Source organism: Nocardiopsis sp. B62, from assembly GCF_018070675.1.
Taxonomy (GTDB): Bacteria; Actinomycetota; Actinomycetes; order Streptosporangiales; family Streptosporangiaceae; genus Nocardiopsis; species Nocardiopsis prasina.
In genome coordinates, this window is the sequence record NZ_JAGPXK010000011.1 from 149,335 (window position 1) to 172,100 (window position 22,766).

Sequence of the window (22,766 nt, forward strand, 5' to 3'; positions counted from 1 at the left end):
GGGCGGATGGGGTTAACCTGCGCCCATGCCGCTCGCGAAAGAGTTGGCCGCCCTCTAGCGGCGGCCTGATCCCTCACAGTTCCGACCGCCGCATCAGCTTCCCTGCCGGTGCGGTCCTTCGGGCTGCCCGGTGTCCTTCTCTCCACACCGGACGTACCCGTGAACACATCTCTGTCCACAGGCAGGGGCGGCGGCACCATCGTGCTCGTCACCGTCCTGCTCTCCACCCTCCTCCTGCCGCTGGCGCTGACCGGGGCCTCCGTCGCGCTGCCCGACATCCAGCGCGACCTGGGCGTGGGGCTCACCTCCGCGCAGTGGGTGGTCAACTCCTACAACGCCTGCTTCGCCGCCTTCCTGGTCAGTGCCGGGTCGATCGCCGACGCGGTCGGGCGCCGCCGGGTCTACGCCTTCGGCGTGGTCCTCTTCTTCGTGAGCGGACTGCTCAGCCTGCTCGTCCAGGACATCGGGGCGCTGGTCGCCCTGCGTGCCCTGGGTGGGGTGGGGGCGGCGGCCGCCGTGGCCGGAGGGGGCTCCATGCTCGCCCTGGCCTTCGAGGGACCGGCGCGCGCGAGGGCCTTCGGGCTGCTCGGTACCGTGCTGGGCGCCGGAACCGCCTTCGGGCCCGCCGTGGCCGGACTGCTGGTCGAGAACCTGGGCTGGCGGTTCGCCTTCGCAGGACCCGCGCTGGTGGCGGGGGCGGTTCTGCTTCTGGTGACACGCGTTCCCGCGATGCGGGGTGACGGACGGCCCGTGGACTGGCTCGGCGGAGCCCTGTTCACCGCCGCCCTGCTGAGCCTGATCGGTGGTCTGGTCGAGGGCCCGAGCCGGGGCGCGCCGGTGCTGGTCGGTTTCCTGGCCCTGTCGGCGGCCCTGTTCGTCCTGTTCACCCTGGTGGAGCGCCGCCGCGAGGTGCCGCTGGTGGATCTCGGCCTGCTCTCCAACCGCCGGTTCGTGGCCTACGCGCTGGCGGCCGCGACCTTCATGTCGGTGCTGGTCCCGCTCCTGGTCTACCTGCCGTCCTACCTGATCAACGTGGTCGGCCTCGGCGCGGGCACGGCGGGACTCTGGTTGCTGCTCATGACCGTCCCGACCCTGGTGCTGCCCGCGGTGGGCGCCGAACTGGCCAACCGGTTCCCGCCCACGGCGGTGGTGGTCGGCGCGCTCCTCCTGCTGGGAACGGGTGTCCTCGGCTTCACCACGCTGGGCCCGGACTCCACCCCGTGGACGGTCATGCTGCCGTTCCTGTTGGTCGGGTCGGGTGTCGGCCTGACGGGCGGGATGATCGACGGCCTGGGGTTGGGTGCGGTCCCGCCCGAGCGGGTGGGCACCGCGGCCGGGGTGTTCAACGCGACCCGGCTCAGCCTGGAGACCGTCTCCATCGCCGTGGTCGGCGCGGCCCTGGCGGTCCTCACCGGCGGTCACCTCGCCGGTCCCGCATTCACCGGGGCCCTGCACGGGGTCGCCCTGTCCCTGAGCGGGTTCGTGCTGGTCGTGGTCGTCGCGGTCCTGGCCCTGACCAGGGCTCCGCGCTCGCGGATCACCGCGGGGGCCTAGGAGCGGTTCGTGATCCGGGGTTCGGCGCCGTGGCGCGCCGGATCCCGGACCGGTCGATCACCGTGGTTCGGGGAAACAAGATCCGCCGATTTCGTGCTTCTCCTGCGGAACTGGGTACCACCTGGGCATCGTTGTGGGCATGATCGGAGGACGCATGACCGACTGGCCGACGGGCAGCTTCGTGTCCAGGCTCGGTCCCCGGACGGTGGACCGCCTCCTCGCTCTCGCGCCGCCCCGGCACATCCCCACCAACCGGGTCCTGATCTCCCAGGGCGACGCGGAGGAACAGGTCATGCTCCTGTGTCCCCCGGAGAACGGCACCGCGGCCGACCCGGCGTGCGTCAAGATCACGTCGGTGCTGCGCAACGGCACCGAGGCGATGTTCGGCATCCGCAGGTGGGGTGACCTGGTCGGTGAGCTGGGCATGTTCCGGGACACCCGGCCCAGCGCCACGGTCACCTCGTGCGCCCCGCACACGATCCGGGTCTACCCTCACCAGGTCTTCGAGGGCTTCCTGGAACAGCACCCCGACGCCTGGCGCGCGATGCTCGCCGTGATGGGGGAGCGGCAGGAGTGCGCGGACCGTCAGCGGGCGGAGTTCGCGGGCTACGAGGTGGAGGCCCGGGTGGCCCGCATCCTGGTCGACATGGCACAGCGGCACGGGGTGCCCACGGAGGAGGGAGTCCATCTCGGGGTGCGGCTCTCCCACACGGACCTGGGAAAACTCGTCGGGGCCCGCACGGACGCGGTGGGTAACGCGATCCGGCGCTTCCGGTCCGAGGGCATCCTGATCACCAGCTACCGGCGCGTGGTGATCGTGGACATGGAGCGCCTGAACGGAGTCTTCGAAGCCGCTTTGTAATCCTTTTTGTCCTGAATTACCGATTGATCGGTGGTCCGACGGTCACCGTAGGCGACAGACTTCACCTGGGCATCACGCCCAACCTCTCGCTCCGCACTGTTCGCGCCCTCCTCCGGTGCCCTCCCCCTGTGCGGAGAGGAGTGGTCGGGCTGCCGGAGTGGTGAGGACGGCACCATTCCGGCAGCTACCCCCCGTCTCCACACCGCCCCGGTGGCCGTCCCCCTGCCACCGGGGATCTTCGTGCCCTCCCCGACGACCGACCACGTCACCCCCGTCGTCCGCTTCTCGACGCTCATGTCGGGTGGCCGCGACATTTGTTGGAAACGGACCCATAACCCGGGCCCAACGGGGAACGACGGCTACGGTGTGTGGTCACGGAGGAACGGGGGCGAGGGTGTTCGAGGGACTGCGAAACGGGATCAGGCGCGCCCGCCAACGACGCGGGTTCGAGCGCGAGACCGCCGTCATCATCGTCAAGTGCACGATCGCGGCCACCGTCGCCTGGGTCGTGGGCACCCTGCTGGGAGCCTCCAGCCAGATCGGATTCGCCCCGTTCACCGCCCTGCTCGTGGTCCGGCCGAGCGTGTACGGCTCCGTGCTCCAGTCCGGCCGCTACGTGGCGGCGGTCTTCGCCGGAGCCCTGCTCGCCGGGCTGACGGGGCTGACGGTCGGAGCCCAGGTGTGGTCCTTCACCGTGCTGCTGCTGATCGCGCTGATCGCCGGACAGGCCAGGTTCTTCGGCGGCCAGGGTACGCAGCTGCCGGTGGTCGCGGCCTTCGCGCTCGCGGGCGGTACCGCGGAGAGCGCCTCCGACCTCGGATACCTCCTGCTGATGGTCTGCGTCGGCGCCGCCTCGGCCCTGGTCACCAACACGGTCATGGCCCCGGTCATCCGGTTCCGGGACGCCGAGAACGCGGTCCGGGACCTCGCGGACGGACTCCGCTCCCTGACGGGGGAGATGGCGCAGGGTCTGCGCCAAGGGGGCGAGGGACTCGACCTGGACCACTGGATCCGGGCCAGCGACGGACTCGACGGTTCCGTCAGCAACGCCCAGGAAGCGGTCCAGCGCCAGGAGGACCGGACCCGGCTCAACCCCCGCAAGCTCGTCGCCGGCGCCCGCATGGACACCCGTGCCCTCCAGACCTACGGCGAGTGGATCTCCGCGCTGAGTCGGGCCTCCCGGCACGTGCAGTCCATCGTCCGGACCCTGCGCACCACCACCCGACGCGGCGCACGCTTCCCGGAACCCGACGACGCCTTCCTTCGGGAGTTCGCCCCGCTGGTCGAACGCGTCTCGGACGTCTTCCAGACCGTGCACGACTCCGAGGAGCCCGGGCGTGCGACCGCCTCCGGCGACCTTCGGGAGAAGGTCGACGAGGCGCTGCGCAAGGTGGACGAGGAGCGCGACGCGTTGCGGGATCGCTGGGACGACCGGAACTGGCCGGTCTACAGCGCCCTGATCACCGACGTCGAGCGGATCTTCGAGGAGATCCACCAGGGCCAGGAGAACACCGAGCGCCACGACCCCGGGTGAGGCCGGACCCGGGGGCGTACCCCGTGTGCGGAGCGGGCAGGGTTCGGACATGGATCGGACACCGACGCGCGCCGGGACCACACGGCCCCTCCTGCTCACCCGAACGCTCTCCCTGCTCGGGACCGTCCTCCTCGTGGGCTCCTGTTCCACGACCGGCGCCGACGGCTCCGGCTCGGGCGGCCAGCCCGGAGACGGGGCGACCGGGGGCGAGGGCCTCGGGCAGCCCGAGACCCTGGCCACCGACCTCGACGTTCCATGGGGGATCGACTTCCTCCCCGACGGGTCCGCCCTGGTCGCCCAGCGGGACTCCGCCGTCGTCGCCCACGTGACCCCGGACGGCCAGGTCACCGAGGCGGGGACCATCGAGGGCGTCCGCCACGGAGGTGAGGGGGGTCTGCTCGGCCTGGCCGTCGACCCGGACTTCCCCGAGCGGCCCCACGTGTACGTCCACCACACCACCGACACGGACAACAGGGTGAGCCGGGTGGAGTACGAATCCGGCTCACTCGGCGGATCCGAGGTGATCCTGGACGGAATCCCAGCCGCGAACACCCACAACGGCGGCCGGATCGCCTTCGGGCCCGACGGCTACCTGTACGTGGCCACCGGCGACGCCCAGGAGACGGACAGCTCCCAGGACACCGACTCCCTGGCGGGCAAGATCCTGAGGATCACCGACGACGGCGAAGCCGCCCCGGACAACCCCTTCGGCAACCACGTGTACAGCTACGGCCACCGCAACGTGCAGGGCCTGGCCTGGGACTCCGAGGAGAACCTCTACGCGACCGAGTTCGGCCAGGACACCCTGGACGAGGTCAACCTGATCGAACCGGGCAACAACTACGGATGGCCGGAGGTGGAGGGGCCCGGCGGCGGTGACGAGTTCACGGACCCGCTCGTCACCTGGGAGCCCGCCGAGGCCTCACCGAGCGGCGCGGCGGTCGCCGGGGACTCCCTGTACGTGGCGGCGCTGCGCGGCGCCCGGCTCTGGGAGATCCCCCTGAACGGCGACGGCACCGTGGGCGAACCGGAGCCGCACTTCGTCGACGAGTTCGGCCGCCTGCGCACGGTGGTCGCCCACCCCGACGGCCAGACCCTGTGGTTGAGCACCAGCAACCTCGACTCCTGGGGCTCGCCCGCCGATGACGACGACCGGATCATGACCGTGCCGCTGGAGCGAACCGGCGACTAGTCGAGCAGGCCCCGGGCGACGACCTCCTCGGCCAGAACACGGCGGATCTCGTCGTCCTCACCCACGTGCCCGGGGTGCTCGGCGTTCTCCCTCAGGCGATCGCGCACCGCGGCCACCACCTCGTCGCTGATCAGGGCACCGGACAGCGGGGCGGCTTCGGCCGCCTCGCGCCAGCGGCGCATCGCGTCCAACCGGCCGTGCTCGACGGACTCGCGGGTGAGGAGGAACAGACCGTCGACGTTGCGGTCGTGGGAGTCCTCGTCCAGCAGGTCCACGTCGACCACGACGACCGGCTGCGGGGCACCGCCGTCGGCGGCGGGCCTCAGGTGGTAGACCCGCCAGACGCGGCCGTTGGTGAGGAACACCCAGTCCACGCCCTGCTCGACGGCCAGGCGCCGGGCCATCTGGATGTTGCGCAGGTCCAGGTCCTGGCCGATCCGGCGTACCTCCACCGGGGCGAACAGTTCGCCGTCGAGGACGATCGCGTAGTCGATCGAGTCCCCGCTGGTGCGGTACTCCGTGGTCAGGTCCTGGTACTTGCTGAAGTTCAGACCGACACTGAAGAAGTCGGCGACCAACAGGCGGGTGTCGCCGTCGTTGGCATCGCGCTCCGCGAGGTCGGCGAGCGGACCGGCGAAACGGTCGACCGCGGCGGCCACCCGACCCCTGACGGCGGTCTCCCAGCCCAGAGTGGTGGTGAACTGGCCCGTCCTGGCCATGACCTGGGTCTCTTCCGTGTCCATGCCGTCCGTTTCCGTGTCTGGGGCAGCCCCGTCACACGGTCTTCTCCGGTGGCCGGGGAACACGCGGACGAGGGGGAGAATCCGCCTCAGATGCTACATCTCCGGTGCGTGACCGCCGTCCCCGAGGGCCCGCGCCAGCGCCTGTTCGGCGTCACGGGCGGCGGCCAACAGGAGTGCGTCCTCGTGGTGCCGTGCCACGAGGTGCAGGCCAACCGGCAGACCGTCCTCCGTGAGCCCTGCGGGCAGGCTCAGGGCCGGGTGCCCGGTGAGGTTGAACAGCCAGGTGAACCCGACGCTCATCACGTCGCCCGGTCCCGAGTGCGGGTGGGCGCGGTTCGGAGTCGTGGGAGTGGCGAGCAGGTCCACGGAGTGGAGGAGGCCGTCCAGCGCCGACTGGTCCCGCTGCCCGACGGAGGCGGGGCCCGTGCTGCTGCCCCGTTCCCGGCGGGTGTGCCAGGTACTCGTGGGATCGGTGAGCGCGATCTCGGACCGTGTCACCGTCACCCCGCGCGACCGGGCCCAGCGCCACAGCGCCCGTTCCGCGAGCGCCACCACCTCCGGCTCCGGATCGTTGAATCCCAGCGTCGGCGACCACGCGACTCGGATGCGTGGAGGCGCGGCGACGGGACGGCCGCCGAGTACGGCGCTCCGGTACAGCTCGACGTCCCCGACCGTGCGCGCGATCGGCCCGCCGACCGTCAGCCCGGCCCGGTCGCGCGCCGGAAGCAGCCCCGTGGTCGGTTTGTAGCCGATCACCCCGCACCAGGCCGCAGGGATGCGGGTGGACCCGGCACCGTCGCTCGCGGTCGCCAACGGCACGGCGCCGGTGGCCACCGCGACGGCCGAACCCGCGGAGGAACCGCCCGGGACGCGCTCCGTGTTCCAGGGGTTGAGGGTGGGGCCGTCGTCGGTGTTCCCCCAGGTCTTCCACGGGGTCCCGGGGCCGGGCACCGAGGTGGCCCCGATCGGTACCGCACCCGCCGCGACCAGTCGTCGGGCCTGGTGGGAGCCGACCCCCTCCGTGGCCTTGACCGCCAGGGGCACCCCAGCCAGGGGGAGGGGGTGGCCCTGGGCCAGCGCCGCGTCCACCCGTGCCGCGCACTCCAGTGCCGCCTCCGGCCAGACCTCGACGAAGGCGCGCAGGTGTGCGATCCGGTCGACGGCCGCCAGAGACTCCCGGACGGCCTCGACCGCGCTCGTCGCACCCTGTGTCACCCTGGCGGCGATCGCGCCCGCCGTGGACGGTGGCTGGTTCTCCATGCGCCCGAGAGTAGGGGCGGCAGCAACGAGGGGCGGTGGTCCGCATCGCCCACCTCGGGCGCCTCCGAGACGTCGACGGTGTCACGGACGGCCCAGTCGTGGGTGGCGCCGAGTGCCGCGCGAGCCTTCCGGGTCATGCCGTGCGGGACGCCCAACTACCAGGGCGCCGTCGGTTGACGCTGTTCAGGCTCACGCGCTCGGACGGGCCGCGGTTGGTCCTCCCGTCCGGTCAGGCTGCACGCGGATGGGACGTCCACCAACTTGCGGTCGTTGGCGGGGTCACGGACGGCCTGGTCGCGGGTGGCGGTGAGTGCGGCGCGAGCCTTCCGGGTCATGCCGTGCGGGGCGTCCACCGCTGCGGAGTCGTTGACGCTGTCCAGAGCCTCGCTTCCGCTGGTCGGCGGACAGGCGCCTCCTCGCTTTCCCGTCTCCGGGCGCTGACTGTTGGTCCGGTCGGCTCAGGCTCGTGTGGCTCCCTCCCGGACGACGCGTCGGTGCAGGAAGGCGAGCACGCCCAGCGTGAGAGTGAGTGAGGCCAGGGCGATCCCCGCCGCGTGGAGGGGTTCGGCCCCGCTGGCCTGGTCGGTCGGCGGTCGGGCGGGATCGTCCGGGGCGGACAGCCTCGCGGCTGTGTGGACCACGGCCCAGCCCACGAAGGCCAGCGCGAGGGCGGCCTCCACGGTCAGCAGGCGGCGGTGGGTGGCCAGGAACCCCCACCCGCTGATGTGCCGGGCAAAGATCTCCTGGGCCCGGGTACGCGCGTGGACCACGCACGCGGCCATGGCGGTCAACAGGAGCACGGCGCCCGCCCCGACCAGGTTGAAGGTCTCCGTGCGCAGCGCGTTCACGGTGAGCGCGTGGGCTCTGCGCGCACTGGTGCCGAGCGTCTCGACCATGGAGACGTAGCGGGAGGCCTCCGGGCTCCGCGCACGGAACGCCTCCACCACCCCGGGGTCGGGGAAGACCGTCTGTCTGGCGGACATGTGGTTCACGTAGGAGTTGTCGGACAGCACCGCCCCGTTGGGCAGCACGATGAGCACGGGTTCGTACAGCAGGGGCAGGGTGCCGCCCAGACGTTCCTCCGCGCCGTAGGTGAACAGGGTCTGTTCGTCGGCGGCGGGCAGGACCCGCACGTCGAACCCTTCGCCCGGAGCACCGTTGACGCCGAGCCAACCGGTCACCCCCTCGACCAGGGCACCGGAGTGGCCGGAGACGGAGGAGGGGAGGAGGACCCGTACGGTTCCCGCGGAACCGTACGGTCTCCCAGTGGGGGAGAGGACCTCCTCCTCGTCCAGGTAGGTGTCGTTGACCAGCAGCACGGGGTTGTCCAGAACCGCGGGACTCCCGGGGACGGATGGGACGATCTCGGAGGGGTGCATCTGGGCCGCCAACACCAGGTCCGCGTCCGCGTCCGTGCGCCGCAGCCACGGGCCGAGGGTGTCGTCCACCGCCTGGTCGTCCGCCCAGCCGTAGTTGGCGCTCAACGCGGGGCGGGAGGTCTGTCCGTACGCGTCATGCACCTCCACGCCGAGCCCCTGCTCCCGGGCCTCCCGGGCGGTGGTGACCACCGAGCCCAACAGCACAAGAGTCAGCGCCAGGGCGGGGACGCGCACCAGGTAGACGGCGGCCACGGTGCCGCGAACCGGCAGCCGCCCCCGGAGCGCGGGCAGGATGCCGGTCGCGCCCACCAGGGCCAGGAACACCGCGTGGGTGAGCAGACAGGCCAGGGTGAGCGCGGCCAGGAAGACCAGTGCCAGGAGCGAGTAGAAGCCGATCTGGTTCCCACCGTTGTGGACGCCGAGGAGCCCCAGCACGGCCACGGCCGACACGGGCAGGACGAGCGCCCACAGCCGCAGGACCCCCAACAGCTCACCGGCGAGCAGCCGACCGTAGGAGTGCCCCTGGAGTCGCCGGACCGCGTGGTCGCGGGAGTCGAGCAGGACCCCGGCGCCCGTGGCGGTGACCGTGGTGAGCATCGCGACGGCCACGAGGTGCAACAGGTGGCCGCTGGCGAGGAAGTGCCACAGCTGGGTTCTCTGCATGCCGGGCGCCTCGGACAGGCCGTGTTCGGCCAGGGCCTCGCGCAGCGCGGGAGCGGCCTCCGGTGCGCCGAACACCAGGTAGTAGCCGTGAGGGCCCACGTCGCCGAACTCTGAGATGGGATGGGTCCGGACGGCGAAGGAACGGCTGAAGGACGGATAGCCCTCGTCCAGCCAGCGGCCGTACCGGGAACCGGGGTCGGAGACCGCCAGGTACAGGTGGGCCAGCGAGGACGGCGTGTGGACGTCCAGGACGCTGTAGCCGATGGCGGCGTCATGGGCGTCGGCGACCTCCTGCACGGAGCGTGCCACCTCGTCGGTGTCGTGGGTGCCGTCGCTCTCGGTGATCCAGACCAGGTGCGGGTCGTCGAGCACGTGAACGGTCTGTTCGGCGGTGGCGGCCAGGAGGAAGGCGAGCAGCGCGGCGAAGGCGACGCACGCCGTGTAGGCGAAGGAGAGGGTCCGGTTGGGCACCTGGCGGTCCTGTCAGGGCGAGGTGGACCCGTGGGGCGGGGAGCGCCCACGGGTTCCCGGGACGGGTCAGCAGCCGTTGCGCCAGTACTGCTGGTTGTTGGCCATGGCCCGCGAGGCCTCGGCTCTGGCCCAGAACCCGGCGGAGGCGTTGACCCGCTCGGTGTGGGTGCCCACGGCGGTGGCCCCGTGGCAGTTCTTCGGGTGGTGGTAGTAGGAACGGACGAACCCCTGACCAGGGATTCCCGTGAGGCTGCGTTCCCACACCCCGCCGCCGACCCGGGAGGTCTGGGCGAGGGCGGTGCCGGTGGTCATGACGAGGACGGCGACCACGATGGCGGACAGACGGAGGAGGGCTTTCATTGGGGCTCCCTGCTGGGGCTAGCAGTCGTTGCGCCAGTAGCTCTGGTTGTTTCCGTTCGCACGCGGTGCGTTGGCCCGGGCCCACTGCCCGGGGTTCCTGTTCACCCGCACGGTGCGCGTTCCCACCGCGGTGGCTCCGTGGCAGGCGGATCCGTGGAGGAAATGGGAGTAGACCTCGCCCGATCCGGGAACTCCGGTGATGCCCCAGAGCCATTCACCGCCGCCCACATAGGAATGCGCGGCCAGCGCTGCCGTTGCGCCGCCCAGGGCGATGACGACGGCGGTGAGGAAAGTGACGAACACACGTGAAAGCGACTTCACGGTGGCCCCTAGCAGCCGTTGCGGAAGTAGGACTGGTTGTTGGTCCAGGCCTTGGGGGCGCTGGCGTAGGAGGTGTGGCCGGCAGCGGTGTTCCTGGAGCGGTCGGTGTAGGTGCCCACAGCGGTCGACCCGTGGCAGTTCTGGGCGTGGTGGTAGTTGGAGTACACGGAGGAGACGGTGACTCCGTGGTGCCAGGTGCCACCGCCCACGCGGGTGCCCGCGAGGGCCGCACCCGTGGCCCCGGCGGTGACCCCCACGACGACGAGAGCGACGACGATTCCTTGGTTGACGGTATTGCGCATTCGAGGACCCCGGTCCTGTTGTTCTCCGTGTCGATGCTCCGAAACGGGGGAGCGACGGAGGAAAGTGGCATCGTCAAGAATTCACGGTTGAAGGGCCGAGATGCTCCGCCCCTCTGAAATCCAGTACTACCGCGCCCTTTTGGGTATTTCTCTTTTGTGGCCGGATGCGGACACGATCCAGACGCCTGGTCGGGGTCGGGGTAATGGGTGTCACGAATCGGTATTCTTGGGAATTGTTCCTTTTGTTCCCGTGGGGTGCCGGATGGTCCGTCCACAGGCTGTGGACAGGCCCCTGAAGAACCGGCCCCTGAAGAACCGGCCCTGCCCCTCCTGGCATCGTCGTGGTGCCCGGCTGGGCTACCCCACCCGGTCCGGGTCGACAACCTTTTGTCCACAACCTGTGGACAAAGTACGGAAGGCCCCGACCCCTGGGGGTCGAGGCCTGCTCCTGGGAGTCAGCCCTGTTCGGGCGCTGAGACCAGGGCCTGGAGCGTGGTCGGTCCGACCTCGCCGTCCACGTACAGCCCAGCCTGCTCCTGGAAGTCCACTACGGCCTCATGCGTGGCCTCGCCGAAGACACCCGGCTCGGGGCTGTGCATCCGGTATCCGTCGGCGCTGAGGTCGTGGCCGAACTTCTCCGCCAGAGCGGTCTGCGCGGCGCCGACCGCGTGGCCCTCGTCGCCCTGGACGACGCTGCCCGCCTCCTCGGCCAGGAACTCCCAGCTGCGCGTGTCGAGGATCCCCGTGACCTTCAGGTCGGTGGCCTGCTGGTAGTCAAGCAGGGCCGCCACGGTGGCCTCGTCGAACCGGTAGTCCAGGACCTCACCCGGCTCGAAGGATCCCTCGTCGGCCAGCAGCCGCTTGGCGACCTCGATGTTCCACCCCATCTCACCCTGCTCGTACTCGGGCCACTCCGCGTCCGCAACGGTGGTGGTGATCCAGTCCGTGTGCGCCACCGGGTCGGTGATGACCATCGACCCCACGCAGAGCGGGTTCTCGTCGAAGTCGCCGTCACGGCTGGCGACGCCCACCAGTTCCCAGTTCCCCTCCTCCCCACGGACCAGGGGACCCCCGGAGTCGGAGATGCACATCTGCGCCTTGTCGGTGGGGTGCTCCGAGCAGAGGTCGCTCCCAGGGTCCATCTCGGCGCAGCGATCGGGGGAGACGACCTCGGTGTCCAGCTGCTGGAGGGTGTCCGGCTTCCCCTCCTCACCGAACTCGTCGAGCATCCCCCAGCCCAGGCCGCGCACCGCGGAACCCGGGGCGGCCGACTCCCCTCCGACGCTGATCGGGGTCTCCTCGACGGGGGAGTCCAGCTTTACCAGTGCGGCGTCGTTGCGCAGCAGGTACTGCGAAAGCGGGTAGTCGGGGTCGTCACTCACGTCCTCCACCTCGTACTCGGGGTGGAGGACGACGTCGACGACCGCGCGCTCGCTGCCTCCCTCGTCCAGGCCGGTGCTGCCCACCCGCACGGTGAGCTGTTCGGGGTCGGTGCAGTGGCCCGCGGTGAGTACCCACTGGTCATCGACCAGCGCGCCCCCGCACAGGTGCTCGCCGCTGTCGTCGTACAGGGCCGCCATGAACTCGTACTCCTCGGTGGCGTCGTCACCACCGATGATCGCGCCCGCCGGGGCCGCAAGGGCCGTCGCTCCCAGAAACGCCCCCGCGCCCAGAACTCCCGCGATCGTCACGCCCCGTCGGCTCCTGCGGCTGTCAGTCATGCCAGACCTTTCCGTCCCGTGTCGCGTCTCCCTGTCACCCCCGAATCTAGGAACCAGGGGCGTCGCGGACATCGACCGCGAGGACCAAACACCCATCCGACGATGGTCGGACACGTCGCGAGGAGAGGGGGCCAGAAGGTGTAGGGGCCGTGGACGCCAAAGGCGGGGTGCCGGTCTCCTCACCGGCCGAGCGAGCGGCGCCGTTAGCCTGTTCGCATGCCGGAACAGCCTCCCTTCAGCCCCACGGTCGCACTGCTGACGTTGGGCCGGGTGTGGGAGGCCGCCTTCAACGCGGCCTTGAAACCACTCGGACTGACCACGCGCAAGTACGGACTGCTGGGACACGTTCGGGGGACCCCGGGCATCTCGTTCAGCGAACTCGCCCGCCGGTCGAGAATCACCGTGCAGAGCGCCCACTCGGCGGTGGCCGCCTTCGTGGCGGCCGGACTCGTCGACGACGGGACCGCCCAGGCCGGGGCCGCGTCGACACTGCGGGTCACCGCCGAGGGCGAGGCACTCCTCGCCCGTGCGGCCGAGGTGGTGGCCAGGCTGGACGAGGAGTTCGCCACGGAGCACCCGGGACTGACCGAGGCGCTGCGCCTCACCATGGCGAGGGCGCTGGCGGGCTCCGACTAACCTTCAGCTAGCCTGAAGGTTATGGAAGCACTGCTGCTGTCCGTCCATGTCGTGGCGGGCATTCTCTTCGTTGGTCCCGTGGCCGTGGCCACGAGCCTCTTTCCCCGCTACGCGCCCGTCACGGGCGCCGCCCGGATCGAGCGAGGCCCCGAGACGGCCCGCCTGCTGCACCGCATCACGCGGGTCTACGGCGCCCTCACACTCGTGGTTCCGGTCGTCGGCCTGGTACTGGCCATCGTCCAGGGCAGGACCTCGGAGATCTGGATCGTCGTCGCGATGGGGCTCACGGCGGTCGCGGGAGCCCTGCTCGTGCTCCAGATCAGCCCGCGCCAGCGTGACGCGCTCGCCTCGCCCGACGACGGCACACAGCTCCGCCGTCTCAGCATGGTGGTCGGTGTCTTCAACCTGCTCTGGGTGGTCGTCGTGGTGCTCATGATCGTGCGCCCGGGATCGGACCACTCATGAACGGACTGCTCCGAACCCTGGCCGCGCTCTCGGCGCTCGAACTCGTCAGCGTCCTCGCGCTGCTGGCCAACCTGGTCACCGTGCACGACGACACGGTCTCGAGCGTGCTCGGCCCGACCCACGGCGCGCTCTACCTCGCGGTCGCGGTCACCGCGCTCCTCGGCCGCGGCCTCACCGCGCGGACCCGGATCGGCGCGGTGGTCCCGTTGCTGAGCGGACCCCTCACCGTGGTGAACGTACGCAGGGAGGCACGAGCCGCATGAGTCTGCGCCACTACCTGCGCCGTCCGCCGTCCGTCCCCGCCGCAGAGGCGGTCCGCCTCGTCGGGGAGGGCGCGCTCGTCGTGGACGTCCGCCGTGAGTTCGAGTGGAAGCGGGCGCACATCCCGGGTGCCGTCCACATGCCGCTGGAACACCTGCGGGGGCGCGCTCACGAGCTGCCCGAGGAACGTCTCCTCATCACCTTCTGCACCGGTGGAATCCGGTCCGCCGGTGCGGCCAACCTCCTGGTGGAGTACGGCTTCGACGCCGTCAACATGAGTCGTGGACTCGTCGAGTGGCGCGCCGCGGGCGGGCCGCTCAGTCAGTGACCGGGGCCCGCTTCGCTCATCCGGTGGGCAGACGGGAACCAAGGGTCAGCCCGAGCCCCTCGGCGTCGGGTTCGACCGCGCTGACGGCCCATGCCCGCTCGTCGAGGCGGGTTCCCTTCGTGGTCGAGTAACCCTCCACCACGAGGATCCAGGATCGGCCGTCCTCCCGCAGGAGCCGGGCGGTCGAAAGGGAGTCGTCGGAGAACACCACGGGGAACGACTCGGGAAGCTGGGCGAGGTCCTCGGCGTCCGTCTCCACGAGGACGCGGGCCCCGGGAAACAGATGGCTGTACCCGGCAAAGGCGGTGGTCGCTGAGCTCATGTGCGTCCCCGGAGAGGGTGGTCCCGAAGTGACCACCCTCCCAGAACACCGCTGCGACCCGGGGTTCCGTTCGAGCGTGTCCCAGAAGGCGGATCATGTGTCGCGGAGGATCGCCACGGAGAGCGGCTGGGGAACGACGGACCGGATCGGGAAGCTCACCAACTCGCGGCCCCACTGCCTTCTCACCTCCCGAAGTGAACCCGGGGACCGGCCCCACTGCTGCTGGGGCACAGCGGACACCGGCGCGTCCTTCCACGCCGCGGGCCTGTGGGGGAGTGACATCGGCTTCCTCGAGGACCGCGCCCTAGGCCATCCCTCTGGTTCTCAGACCGACCTGTCCACTGTGTGGGACCCACGGTTCCCGGTGCTTTCCAGGGTGCGCGGGCCGAGGTCGTTGTCCCCGGTGTGAGCAAAAGGGGAGGAGCCGAATGAGCCCGGGCTGAACGGGTCGGTCGCAGTCAGGGCCCGGCGCGCCGGACTGGCGTCCGGCATCGGGCGTGGATCGTCGATTGGTACCTCGCCCAGGCCGCGCTGTGGATCTCCACGGACCCGGTGAGCACACTTACGTCACCGACATGTGTAATCCACCTGAAAGGATGCCCGCATAATGTGATGTTCGCCATATAGTGAATGTTCGGGGCCAATCCCTGCCGTTGGTCGTGCAAGGCGCCAGTTCACGGGTGTGCGTGGAATCGGAACCCTTTTGGACTGTCGGGACCAAACGGTGAGATGGTCCGGACTGCCTCGGCCTTCCGTTACATATCGTGAGGCCGCAGAGGACGGGGTTCCACCTTGGGGGAAGCCTTGACCTCACGATTCGCGGGTCTCCTGGCAGGCTCGGATCGCCGCCGGGAATGAAAACTACGGTAAGTAGCTAAACTGGGCCTGGGTTCGCCGCTTTACAGGCCCTTCATAAAGCTCGTCATGGTGTGGTAGCTTGCGCCGGTGGTTTTCCGTTGGACCTTCTTTAGTCAAGGGGCGAAGTGGAAATGGAATCGTTTAGGCGCGAGCTGCATGAACAGGGGTACGTCGTAATCCCTGGTCTGGGGGGCGTGGACGACGCCTTCGAAGTGGTTCAATCTTTCGGCGACCTGATACCGCAATACTCGGGCAAGGTCACGCACGAGATCACCTACCGCCCTGGAAACGAGAGCCGTTCGTACTCGCAGAGCACGAACACGATCCTCGCTCACACCGAGGCGCCGGGCTGGCCGAGCAGCCCCGCGTTCATCGCCCTCTATTGCCACCGGCAGGCTCGCTGCGGTGGTGGCCACACCGACCTGCTCCCGGTCGACGAACTCCTGCTGCACCTGGATCCCACTGACATCCGGAACCTGAAAAGCGTTCTGGACTTTCCGGGACCTCCTGGTCTGCCCGGCCTTAAGGCCCCCATGCTGGAGTACACCGATCAGGGGCGGGCTCGACTTCGCTTCAGTTACAACCTCCTGGTGCACGGCGAATTCGACCCGGACCTCGACGCCGTGGCGCAGGAGAGCGGACTCCCGCTCGGCGCCGAGGGCCGCAGGCTGGCCCAGCGCGTCAGCGAGGTGTTCGACAAACACCGCACCCGCGTCCTCATCCCCGACAACGCCCTTCTGATCTGGGATAACCGACGTCTCCTCCATGCCAGGTCCGAGTACGAAGACAAGGGGCGGCACTTCACCCGCTTCTGGTTCACTGATGGGAGCGCCGAATGACCACTGAGCCCTCCGATGACGGATTCGTGCACATTCCGGGTTTGCCGTCATTCGACCCGAATGACGAGGCCGAAAGCGCCGTCATCAGCCGTCTGGCCGGTAACTGGTATCGACGTGCGACGGTGAAACGGGACGAGCCCGACCTCGACAGCCTCTTCGACGAATCCCGGCCTGACTACCCAGAGGCGATCATCCCGTTCTCCGGCCACCCGATCTGGCAGGCACTGCCCGAAGAGAAACGTTCCCGTTTGCTCAGCTGGGCGTGGATCGCCTACAACCGGCACACGGTGATGGCCGAACAGCGTGTGGCCAATCCCGCCTTCGCTCTGGTGATGGAGGGCGAATACCCCTCATTGGGCGGACAGGAGATCGAGATCGCCCTGGCCCAGGCGATGGTGGATGAGCAGTACCACACGCTCATGCACATCAACGCGAACGCCATCACCCGCAAGCGCCGAAAGGACCCGTTCCCCGACGCGTTCCTACCCGCCTCCCACACCGCGCTGGAACACCAGCGGCTGAGGGACGCCTCGTCCGAACGCTGGCAACGCAGCCTCACCACCCTGGCCTTCGCGACCGTCTCCGAGATCTCGATCAACGCCTACCTGGACCTCCTCGCCGATGACCAGGAGATCCAGGTCATCAACTCCACGACCGCCAAGCTGCACAATCGCGACGAGTACTGCCACGCCTCGATCTCCGACGAACTGGCCAAGATGGTCTACGACGTCCTCGACGTCAACAAGCGCCGCTTCTTCCTGGACCGCATGGTCGCGGGCCTTGAGGCGTTCGTCGCCACGGACTACTCGACCTGGGAACGCATTCTCGAGGTCGAGCAGATCCCCGGTCGGGAGCGCATGGTCGCCGAGACCAAGGAGGACACCTCCCGCTCCCGGCTGGTCCGGAACTACAGCGGTCTCCATTCGCTCATGACCGAGATGGACGTGCTGGGGGAGGTGGAGTTCGATTGGGGCACCTCGGTGACCGATCGTTGAGACCGGCCTCCGCCGGAATGCGGTTGCGCCTCCACCTGGCGCGCACCGTGGACCACGACGTGTGGCGTTCGGCCCGGGAGGCGATCCCCGAGCACCGGGCGGTGGTCGTCGAGGTCCGGGCACGCGGTGAGTCGGGGTGGGGGGAGGCCCCCGAGTTCATGACCTCCGTCTACTCCTCGCGTCTGGCCACGCTGATCGAACGGTTGCGAGGTGTCGAATCGACCCTGTCCTCCTGTGACCCCGAACGTCCGGAGCTGACCTGGTCCAGGCTCGCCCCCCTGCTCGCCGACTGCCCGTTCGCCCTCGGCGCGCTCGACGTGGCCTGCCACGACCTGGCCGCCCGACTCGCGGGGATCCCGCTCTACGAACGGCTCGGATGTCCGGACCCCACTGGGAGGCGGTCCGCCTACAGCATCGGCCTGGACGAACCCGCGGCCATGGTCGCCAAGCTTCCCGAATCCTCCGACTGGCACATGTACAAGGTCAAACTCGGCAAGGCCGGGGACTTGGACGTGCTGCGCCTGCTCCGCGAGCGGACCGACGCCCCCTTCTGGCTGGACGGCAACGCGGGCTGGGCCTACGAGGACCTGGCGGCCGTCCTCGGCGAACTGCCCTCGTTGGGGGTGGCCGCGATCGAGCAGCCGTTCTCCGTGGGAGACCGAGAGGCGCAGCTGCGGGCCCGTGAGGTGAGCCCGGTGCCCATCTTCGCGGACGAGTCGGTGACCAACCTGGACGAGTTCGAGCGCCACGCCGGGGACTTCGACGGGGTCAACGTCAAGATCCTCAAGGCGGGCGGGATCACCCCCAGCCTGGAGATCCTTCGGGCCTGCCGTGAGCGCGGCATCTCCACGATGCTCGGCTGCCTGCCGGAGTCCTCGATCGGCGCCAGCGCGGCGGCCCATCTCTCCGGGATGGTCGACCACGTGGACGTCGACACCATCGCCCTGTTGGCCACCGACACCGGAACCGGTGTCCGGCTCGACGGTTCGGGTCGGATCGGCCTGTCCGGTCTGCCTGGGACCGGTTTTCTTCCAGACCCCGCATCCGAGGCATGGGCCGCGGATCCCGAATCCGTGGTCGGACCCATCGTGGCCGTCCCCCTGGGAGGAACACTGGGATGAACGAGACCGACGAAACTCGCGACCACCAGGGCGCGACGGCTCCCGAGGACGAGTGTGCACCGGAACGGGTGCGGACCGTGGTCACGGCCGCACTGGCCTCCAGGGGCGTTCGCGACGCGAAGGAGGTCGCCGATCTGCTTGTGGAGACGTCGCTCCTGGGGATCCACACCCATGGCGTGCGGATGCTCTCCGCCTACATCGACGAGTTGGGCCGGGGTGTGTCCCGCCCGGACCCCTCGCCCCGGACCCTCGGTGACACCGGGCCCGTGGTGCACGTGGACGCCGATGGCGCCCTGGGCGCCTCCGCCGGACTGAACGGCACGCGGACAGCGGTGGAACGAGCCCGGTCCCACGGTGTGGGCGTGGTGGGCGTTCGCGGATCCAACCACTTCGGGGCCGCGGGTGCCTACGCCCGGCGCATCGCCGCCGAGGGGCTTTTGGGGATCGTCACCACGTCGGCAGCCTCACGGGTGGCACCCTTCGGTGGAATCGAGGCGCTGTTCGGAACCAACCCGGTGGCGATCGCCTTCGGCCCGGACTTCTGCCTGGACATGGCCACCAGCCAGGTCTGTTTCGGTGAGATCAAGGAGCGCCGCCGGACCGGCACCGATCTCGAGCCCGGCTGGGCGCTGGATTCCACCGGGGACACGGCGATCCGTCCTGACGACGCGGGGGCCCTGAGCCCGCTCGGCGGATACAAGGGGCACGGTCTGGCCATGGCGGTGACCGTGCTGACGGCCGTGCTCGTCGGTGGCCCGCTCGACTTCCAGATGGCCCACATCGGTACGTCCGAGGACGGGTCCGACCGGGGGGTGGCGCACCTGTTCATCGCCGTGGACCCGGCCGCGTTCGGAGGACGAGAGGCCGCGGAGGAGCGGATGAACGGCCTGGTGGACAGGGTGCGTGCCGCGGAGCCCAAAGACCCCGCCTCCCCGGTCCTCGTGCCCGGCGACCCGCAACGCGAACACGAGGCGCGTCAGAGCGCCCGGGGGCTCGAGCTGGACGGCGCCACCCTCGACCTCCTACGTGTCCTGGAGGCCGAGATGACGGCGGGTCGACAAGGGCGGAAGGTGACCGGATGATCCTCATACTCGTGAGTCCACGCCAGCGGAGACTCGACCTGCGCGCCGCGCTCGGTGAGGACCTGGGCCGGACCCTGCTCATCACGGGTGGACCGTTGCCGACCGGGGCCGAGGACGCGGCGCTCACGGTGCCCTTGGAAGAGTACGGAACCGAGGCCATCGTGGCGGCGGGGCTGCGTCTGGCGGAGCGGTACCCGATCGAACGGGTGGTCTCCTACGCGGAGTCCGACGTCATCGCGGCCGCCCGCCTGCGGGAACAGCTCAGTCTGGTGGGGCAGTCGCCCGCCAGCGCCGCGGCCTACCGGGACAAGGCGCTCATGCGTCGGCACACCGCTGCGGCGGGCCTGCCCGGCCCGCGCTCCTGGTGCGTGGAGAAGGCGTCACAGGTACGGGCCTTCGTCCACGCGCACGGTGTTCCCGTGGTGGTGAAGCCGAGGAGGGCGTCGGGCAGTGTCGGCGTGCGCGTACTGGACGACCACAGGGCGCTGGGGGAACTGCCCGAGAAGCTGCCGGACCACGTCGTCGAGGAGTTCGTTCCCGGGACCGTGGTCCACGTGGACGGCCTCATGGTCGGAGGCGAACCCGTGTTCGCCCTGCCAGCCGTGTACACCGAACTGGGGTGTCTCGCGCACCTGGCCGACCAGGGCGGCGGAAGCAGTCTGCTGCCTCCGGAGCATCCCTGGTACACCCCCCTCGTCGAGGAACTGTGGAACGTCGTGCGGGCCCTGCCCCCCGCAGACGACCTCCTCCTGCACGCCGAGTTCTTCGTGTCGGAGGGAAGGACCCCGGTGCTGTGCGAGATCGCCTCACGAATGCCAGGGCACCCGATTCCACCCATGCTCGACCGTGCCCTGGACACCAGCCTGCAACAGGTGTGGACGCGTGTGGCGGCGGGGTTGGAGTGCGACACCGAGGCGCTCGGGAAGCGAGCAGCAGAAGGGCGGCTGGTCGCCAACTACGGGCTCCCGCCCCGGCTGGGCGCTCTGGCTGCCCTGCCGGAAGCACCGCCGCCGGAATGCGCACCGTGGGTGCGCGACCTGGAGTTCGGTGACGGGCAGGTGTGGGACGCGGACCGTTACGCCCGACGCAAGTCGGGTGACTTCGTCCTGACCTGGACCGTCACCGCCCCGGACGCCGACACCCTCCAGGAGCGGTTGACCCGGTCGGCGGAACTGTTGGAGGCACAGGTCAGGTGGGAGCCACCGCCACGGGACCGAGGACACGAGGAAGCCGTGATGGGGGTGGGCGCCGGATGAACGCTCGCACTCACACCGCTTCCGCCGTCCGCTGGGCGATCACCGAACTGTCCGACGTCGCCGCACGAACGGACCTGGACACCTGGGAGGACCCCGTCGGACGGACCCGGGTCTGGTCCCGTCCGGACTTTCGCCGTGCGACGGAGGAGTTGCCGCCGCACAGGGCGCTCCAGCTCGTGGCCTTCGACCATCGGGGCCCCCGGATGTTCGTGCCGCTGCTCCTCACAGAGCACGCGGGAGGCCTGCTCTTCTACGACGTGCCGGCCATGGCCGGAGACGAGCGCGCCTTCGGGGACTCCGCACGGCTCGGAGCGGACGAACACCCGAACGTGACGGCCACGGAACTGGAGGACGCCAGGACGGCCGCCTACCCCAGCCTCGCCGCGGGAAGCTATGGTGCCCACCACGGAATCCTGGTCCATCCCGCGGCCGACGCCGCCGAGCGCGCGTCACTCCTGGAAGGTCTGCCGACCGCCGTCGCCGAGGCCGCCGAGGAGCTGCGGTGCGCGAGTCACGCGCTCCTGTACCTCACCCCCGAACTCCTGCGTGCCACGGCCTCCCCCGACTCCGAGTACCGAACCGCAGTCCTGGGAGCGGAGAGCGTCCTGGAGTGCTCCGGTGACTCCTGGGGGGACTACCTGGCCTCCCTCTCGACCCGTCGCCGCTCCCGTGTGTGGCGCGAGCGCCGCGCCTACGGGGAGAGCGACGTCGTCAGCGAGATCCGAACCGGACCGGACGCCCTGGGAGAGGACCTCATCGAGATGCGGGCCAATCTCCGCATACGCCACGGGATGCCACCGGACCGGGAACGCTCCGCCGCCGAGTTCAGGTCCTTGGCACGTTGGTGCGGCGACCGTGTGGTCGTCAACCGGGCCTGGCGCGCCGGGACGGTCGTCGGGTTCGTCGTCCTCCTCGTCGACGGGGACACCGTCTACGCCCGCACCGCGGGGTTCGACTACGAGAGGCTCTCCAGCCACCACTACTGCTACTTCAACCTCGTCTACTACGACGTACTCGAATGGGGCCTGCCCCGAGGTATCCGGCGCCTGGAACTGGGCCTGTCCGCCTATCCGGCCAAACGCACGCGAGGATGCGGCTTCGAGCCCCGTTTCGGACTGTTCTCGTTCGGCCCGGACAACCCCCTGGAACGGGTCCTCCGCGCCCAGGACACCGGTGAGCGGAGACGACTGGTGCAGGAGTGCGGATCCGGTATGGCGCGGACCGACCTGGACGTCACGGAAGGAACACCATGGATGTGACAACGGAGGCCGTCTGGATGGACGGCGAGATCGTCTCGGGCCCCGAGGCGATGGTCCACGTGATGACGCCGAGCCTGCACTACGGCTGGGGCGCCTATGAGGGCATCCGCTTCTACACTTCGGACGACCCGGAACGCCCCGGCCCCCTCATCTTCCGCCTGGCCGAACACCTGAGTCGTCTGGAGGCCTCCTCCGAGGCCCTGGGGATGAGCCTGCCCCACAGCCAGGAGGAACTCATCGCCGCGTGTGTCCAACTGGTGCGCCGTAGCGGGCTCTCCGAGGGGTACCTCCGGCCGCTGGTGATGCTCAGGGCCGGCGCGATGTCGGTCGCGGGCCAGATCGACGACGTCAGTGTCGTGATCGGCTGCTGGACCTGGTCGGGCTATGTGAGCGACGCGGACAGCGGTATCTCCGTGCGCACCAGCTCCTGGGTGCGGTGCGCCGCGTCCCAGATCCCACCCAGCGTGAAGTCGACCGGCGGGTACCTCAATCCCTCCCTGGCGCGGCTGGACGCCGTTCGCGGAGGCGACCACGAGGCGATCTTGCTGAACCAGGAGGGCCGGGTCGCCGAGGCGTCCGCGGCCAACGTCTTCGCTGTCATCGACGACACGCTCGTCACGCCGCCCCTGAGCGAGGGAATCCTCCCCGGGATCACCAGGGACGCCGTTCTCACCCTGGCCGAGGACCACGGGATGCCGACCCTGTGCCGCCCGGTCGAACCCCGTGAACTGTCCGGAGCCGAGGAGGTCATGCTCGCCGGAACCGCCATGGAGTTGGCCCCGGTCGTTCGGATCGACGGGAGCCCGGTGGGCCAGGGACGTCCCGGGCCCTGGTACGCGAAGTTGCGCGGCGCGCTCGACGGCGCCTTCCACGGCCGGTGCGAGGACCACCAGGACTGGTCCACCGACTGCTCGCCGGACGCCCCCGCACCGAGCCCGCTCACGTCGGGTAGCACGGCTTCCGGGTCATGAGGCCCTCGGCC

Annotated in this window: 23 protein-coding genes; 15 read left to right on the forward strand and 8 right to left on the reverse strand. The window is 70.0% G+C overall.

Features of this window, described 5'->3' with window-relative positions; translation table 11 throughout:
- Window positions 1-159 precede the first annotated feature (159 nt).
- From KBX21_RS14380 to KBX21_RS14395, 4 genes are all read left to right on the forward strand, one after another.
- Window positions 160-1,554: an MFS transporter gene (locus KBX21_RS14380; protein WP_307869216.1), complete on the forward strand. Its 1,395-nt coding sequence runs from the start codon at window positions 160-162 to the stop codon at window positions 1,552-1,554.
- 154 nt (window positions 1,555-1,708) lie between these two features.
- A complete protein-coding gene (locus tag KBX21_RS14385; protein ID WP_049570609.1) occupies window positions 1,709-2,416 on the forward strand; it encodes a Crp/Fnr family transcriptional regulator in 708 nt (235 codons plus the stop codon).
- A gap of 394 nt (window positions 2,417-2,810) precedes the next feature.
- A complete protein-coding gene (locus KBX21_RS14390; protein WP_210842201.1) occupies window positions 2,811-3,950 on the forward strand; it encodes an aromatic acid exporter family protein in 1,140 nt (379 codons plus the stop codon).
- Window positions 3,951-3,999: 49 nt separating this feature from the next.
- Window positions 4,000-5,142: a sorbosone dehydrogenase family protein gene (locus tag KBX21_RS14395; RefSeq protein WP_210842202.1), complete on the forward strand. Its 1,143-nt coding sequence runs from the start codon at window positions 4,000-4,002 to the stop codon at window positions 5,140-5,142.
- Here KBX21_RS14395 and KBX21_RS14400 read toward each other — a convergent pair.
- The 7 genes from KBX21_RS14400 to KBX21_RS14430 form a co-directional block, all read right to left on the reverse strand.
- Window positions 5,139-5,885, reverse strand: a complete 747-nt coding sequence (locus KBX21_RS14400) for a hypothetical protein (protein ID WP_049570447.1) — start codon at window positions 5,883-5,885, stop codon at window positions 5,139-5,141. The two genes, KBX21_RS14395 and KBX21_RS14400, sit on opposite strands and share 4 nt — an antisense overlap.
- A 93-nt stretch (window positions 5,886-5,978) precedes the next feature.
- On the reverse strand, window positions 5,979-7,145 hold the full coding sequence (locus KBX21_RS14405; protein ID WP_210842203.1) for an amidase: 1,167 nt from the start codon (window positions 7,143-7,145) through the stop codon (window positions 5,979-5,981).
- Between the two features lie 458 nt (window positions 7,146-7,603).
- Window positions 7,604-9,658 carry a bacteriocin-associated integral membrane family protein gene (locus KBX21_RS14410; RefSeq protein ID WP_210842204.1) on the reverse strand — a complete coding sequence of 685 codons (2,055 nt, stop codon included), beginning with the start codon at window positions 9,656-9,658 and terminating at the stop codon, window positions 7,604-7,606.
- Between the two features lie 66 nt (window positions 9,659-9,724).
- Window positions 9,725-10,018, reverse strand: a complete 294-nt coding sequence (locus KBX21_RS14415; protein ID WP_210842205.1) for a lactococcin 972 family bacteriocin — start codon at window positions 10,016-10,018, stop codon at window positions 9,725-9,727.
- Window positions 10,019-10,036: 18 nt separating this feature from the next.
- Window positions 10,037-10,339 carry a lactococcin 972 family bacteriocin gene (locus KBX21_RS14420; protein WP_210842206.1) on the reverse strand — a complete coding sequence of 101 codons (303 nt, stop codon included), beginning with the start codon at window positions 10,337-10,339 and terminating at the stop codon, window positions 10,037-10,039.
- A gap of 8 nt (window positions 10,340-10,347) precedes the next feature.
- Complete coding sequence (locus tag KBX21_RS14425; protein ID WP_049570460.1) at window positions 10,348-10,641, reverse strand: lactococcin 972 family bacteriocin; 294 nt, start codon at window positions 10,639-10,641, stop codon at window positions 10,348-10,350.
- A 455-nt stretch (window positions 10,642-11,096) separates the two neighbouring features.
- Window positions 11,097-12,332 (reverse strand): trypsin-like serine protease, encoded by a 1,236-nt coding sequence (locus KBX21_RS14430; RefSeq protein WP_307869217.1) that lies wholly within the window; start codon window positions 12,330-12,332, stop codon window positions 11,097-11,099.
- A gap of 246 nt (window positions 12,333-12,578) precedes the next feature.
- Here KBX21_RS14430 and KBX21_RS14435 point away from each other — a divergent pair, with 246 nt between their 5' ends.
- From KBX21_RS14435 to KBX21_RS14450, 4 genes are read left to right on the forward strand one after another with little or no spacing between them, the layout of a single operon-like run.
- Window positions 12,579-12,998 (forward strand): MarR family winged helix-turn-helix transcriptional regulator, encoded by a 420-nt coding sequence (locus KBX21_RS14435; RefSeq protein WP_210842208.1) that lies wholly within the window; start codon window positions 12,579-12,581, stop codon window positions 12,996-12,998.
- A 21-nt stretch (window positions 12,999-13,019) separates the two neighbouring features.
- On the forward strand, window positions 13,020-13,463 hold the full coding sequence (locus KBX21_RS14440; RefSeq protein ID WP_210842209.1) for a hypothetical protein: 444 nt from the start codon (window positions 13,020-13,022) through the stop codon (window positions 13,461-13,463).
- Window positions 13,460-13,726, forward strand: coding sequence for a hypothetical protein (locus KBX21_RS14445; RefSeq protein WP_210842210.1), 267 nt, complete (start codon window positions 13,460-13,462; stop codon window positions 13,724-13,726). The genes KBX21_RS14440 and KBX21_RS14445 overlap by 4 nt, the downstream gene beginning before the upstream one ends.
- Complete coding sequence (locus KBX21_RS14450) at window positions 13,723-14,052, forward strand: rhodanese-like domain-containing protein (protein ID WP_210842211.1); 330 nt, start codon at window positions 13,723-13,725, stop codon at window positions 14,050-14,052. Before KBX21_RS14445 ends, KBX21_RS14450 begins: the two co-directional genes overlap by 4 nt.
- A 16-nt stretch (window positions 14,053-14,068) precedes the next feature.
- Here KBX21_RS14450 and KBX21_RS14455 read toward each other — a convergent pair whose 3' ends face one another.
- Entirely contained in the window at window positions 14,069-14,374 is a 306-nt protein-coding gene (locus tag KBX21_RS14455) for a hypothetical protein (protein WP_210842212.1), read from the reverse strand.
- Window positions 14,375-15,363: 989 nt separating this feature from the next.
- Between KBX21_RS14455 and KBX21_RS14460 the strand changes: the two genes are divergently transcribed.
- From KBX21_RS14460 to KBX21_RS14490, 7 genes are read left to right on the forward strand one after another with little or no spacing between them, the layout of a single operon-like run.
- The gene (locus KBX21_RS14460) at window positions 15,364-16,071 is read left to right on the forward strand and encodes a TauD/TfdA family dioxygenase (protein WP_247665759.1); all 708 of its coding nucleotides are present in this window, start codon (window positions 15,364-15,366) and stop codon (window positions 16,069-16,071) included.
- On the forward strand, window positions 16,068-17,066 hold the full coding sequence (locus tag KBX21_RS14465) for a diiron oxygenase (protein WP_247665728.1): 999 nt from the start codon (window positions 16,068-16,070) through the stop codon (window positions 17,064-17,066). The genes KBX21_RS14460 and KBX21_RS14465 overlap by 4 nt, the downstream gene beginning before the upstream one ends.
- Before the next feature lie 23 nt (window positions 17,067-17,089).
- Window positions 17,090-18,187, forward strand: a complete 1,098-nt coding sequence (locus KBX21_RS14470; protein ID WP_210842214.1) for an enolase C-terminal domain-like protein — start codon at window positions 17,090-17,092, stop codon at window positions 18,185-18,187.
- Window positions 18,184-19,269: an Ldh family oxidoreductase gene (locus KBX21_RS14475; protein WP_082206359.1), complete on the forward strand. Its 1,086-nt coding sequence runs from the start codon at window positions 18,184-18,186 to the stop codon at window positions 19,267-19,269. Before KBX21_RS14470 ends, KBX21_RS14475 begins: the two co-directional genes overlap by 4 nt.
- Window positions 19,266-20,525, forward strand: coding sequence for an acetyl-CoA carboxylase biotin carboxylase subunit family protein (locus tag KBX21_RS14480; RefSeq protein WP_210842215.1), 1,260 nt, complete (start codon window positions 19,266-19,268; stop codon window positions 20,523-20,525). Before KBX21_RS14475 ends, KBX21_RS14480 begins: the two co-directional genes overlap by 4 nt.
- A complete protein-coding gene (locus KBX21_RS14485) occupies window positions 20,522-21,784 on the forward strand; it encodes a GNAT family N-acetyltransferase (RefSeq protein WP_210842216.1) in 1,263 nt (420 codons plus the stop codon). Before KBX21_RS14480 ends, KBX21_RS14485 begins: the two co-directional genes overlap by 4 nt.
- Window positions 21,775-22,755, forward strand: a complete 981-nt coding sequence (locus KBX21_RS14490; protein ID WP_210842217.1) for a branched-chain amino acid transaminase — start codon at window positions 21,775-21,777, stop codon at window positions 22,753-22,755. The genes KBX21_RS14485 and KBX21_RS14490 overlap by 10 nt, the downstream gene beginning before the upstream one ends.
- The last annotated feature ends 11 nt before the right edge of the window (window positions 22,756-22,766 follow it).

Coding starts and splice junctions, on each gene's coding strand:
- KBX21_RS14385 (WP_049570609.1), top strand. CDS start 1,709: ATGACCGACTGGCCGACGGGCAGCTTCGTGTCCAGGCTCGGTCCCCGG.
- KBX21_RS14395 (WP_210842202.1), top strand. CDS start 4,000: ATGGATCGGACACCGACGCGCGCCGGGACCACACGGCCCCTCCTGCTC.
- KBX21_RS14400 (WP_049570447.1), bottom strand. CDS start 5,885: ATGGACACGGAAGAGACCCAGGTCATGGCCAGGACGGGCCAGTTCACC.
- KBX21_RS14405 (WP_210842203.1), bottom strand. CDS start 7,145: ATGGAGAACCAGCCACCGTCCACGGCGGGCGCGATCGCCGCCAGGGTG.
- KBX21_RS14415 (WP_210842205.1), bottom strand. CDS start 10,018: ATGAAAGCCCTCCTCCGTCTGTCCGCCATCGTGGTCGCCGTCCTCGTC.
- KBX21_RS14425 (WP_049570460.1), bottom strand. CDS start 10,641: ATGCGCAATACCGTCAACCAAGGAATCGTCGTCGCTCTCGTCGTCGTG.
- KBX21_RS14435 (WP_210842208.1), top strand. CDS start 12,579: ATGCCGGAACAGCCTCCCTTCAGCCCCACGGTCGCACTGCTGACGTTG.
- KBX21_RS14440 (WP_210842209.1), top strand. CDS start 13,020: ATGGAAGCACTGCTGCTGTCCGTCCATGTCGTGGCGGGCATTCTCTTC.
- KBX21_RS14445 (WP_210842210.1), top strand. CDS start 13,460: ATGAACGGACTGCTCCGAACCCTGGCCGCGCTCTCGGCGCTCGAACTC.
- KBX21_RS14450 (WP_210842211.1), top strand. CDS start 13,723: ATGAGTCTGCGCCACTACCTGCGCCGTCCGCCGTCCGTCCCCGCCGCA.
- KBX21_RS14455 (WP_210842212.1), bottom strand. CDS start 14,374: ATGAGCTCAGCGACCACCGCCTTTGCCGGGTACAGCCATCTGTTTCCC.
- KBX21_RS14460 (WP_247665759.1), top strand. CDS start 15,364: ATGGAATCGTTTAGGCGCGAGCTGCATGAACAGGGGTACGTCGTAATC.
- KBX21_RS14465 (WP_247665728.1), top strand. CDS start 16,068: ATGACCACTGAGCCCTCCGATGACGGATTCGTGCACATTCCGGGTTTG.
- KBX21_RS14475 (WP_082206359.1), top strand. CDS start 18,184: ATGAACGAGACCGACGAAACTCGCGACCACCAGGGCGCGACGGCTCCC.
- KBX21_RS14480 (WP_210842215.1), top strand. CDS start 19,266: ATGATCCTCATACTCGTGAGTCCACGCCAGCGGAGACTCGACCTGCGC.
- KBX21_RS14485 (WP_210842216.1), top strand. CDS start 20,522: ATGAACGCTCGCACTCACACCGCTTCCGCCGTCCGCTGGGCGATCACC.
- KBX21_RS14490 (WP_210842217.1), top strand. CDS start 21,775: ATGGATGTGACAACGGAGGCCGTCTGGATGGACGGCGAGATCGTCTCG.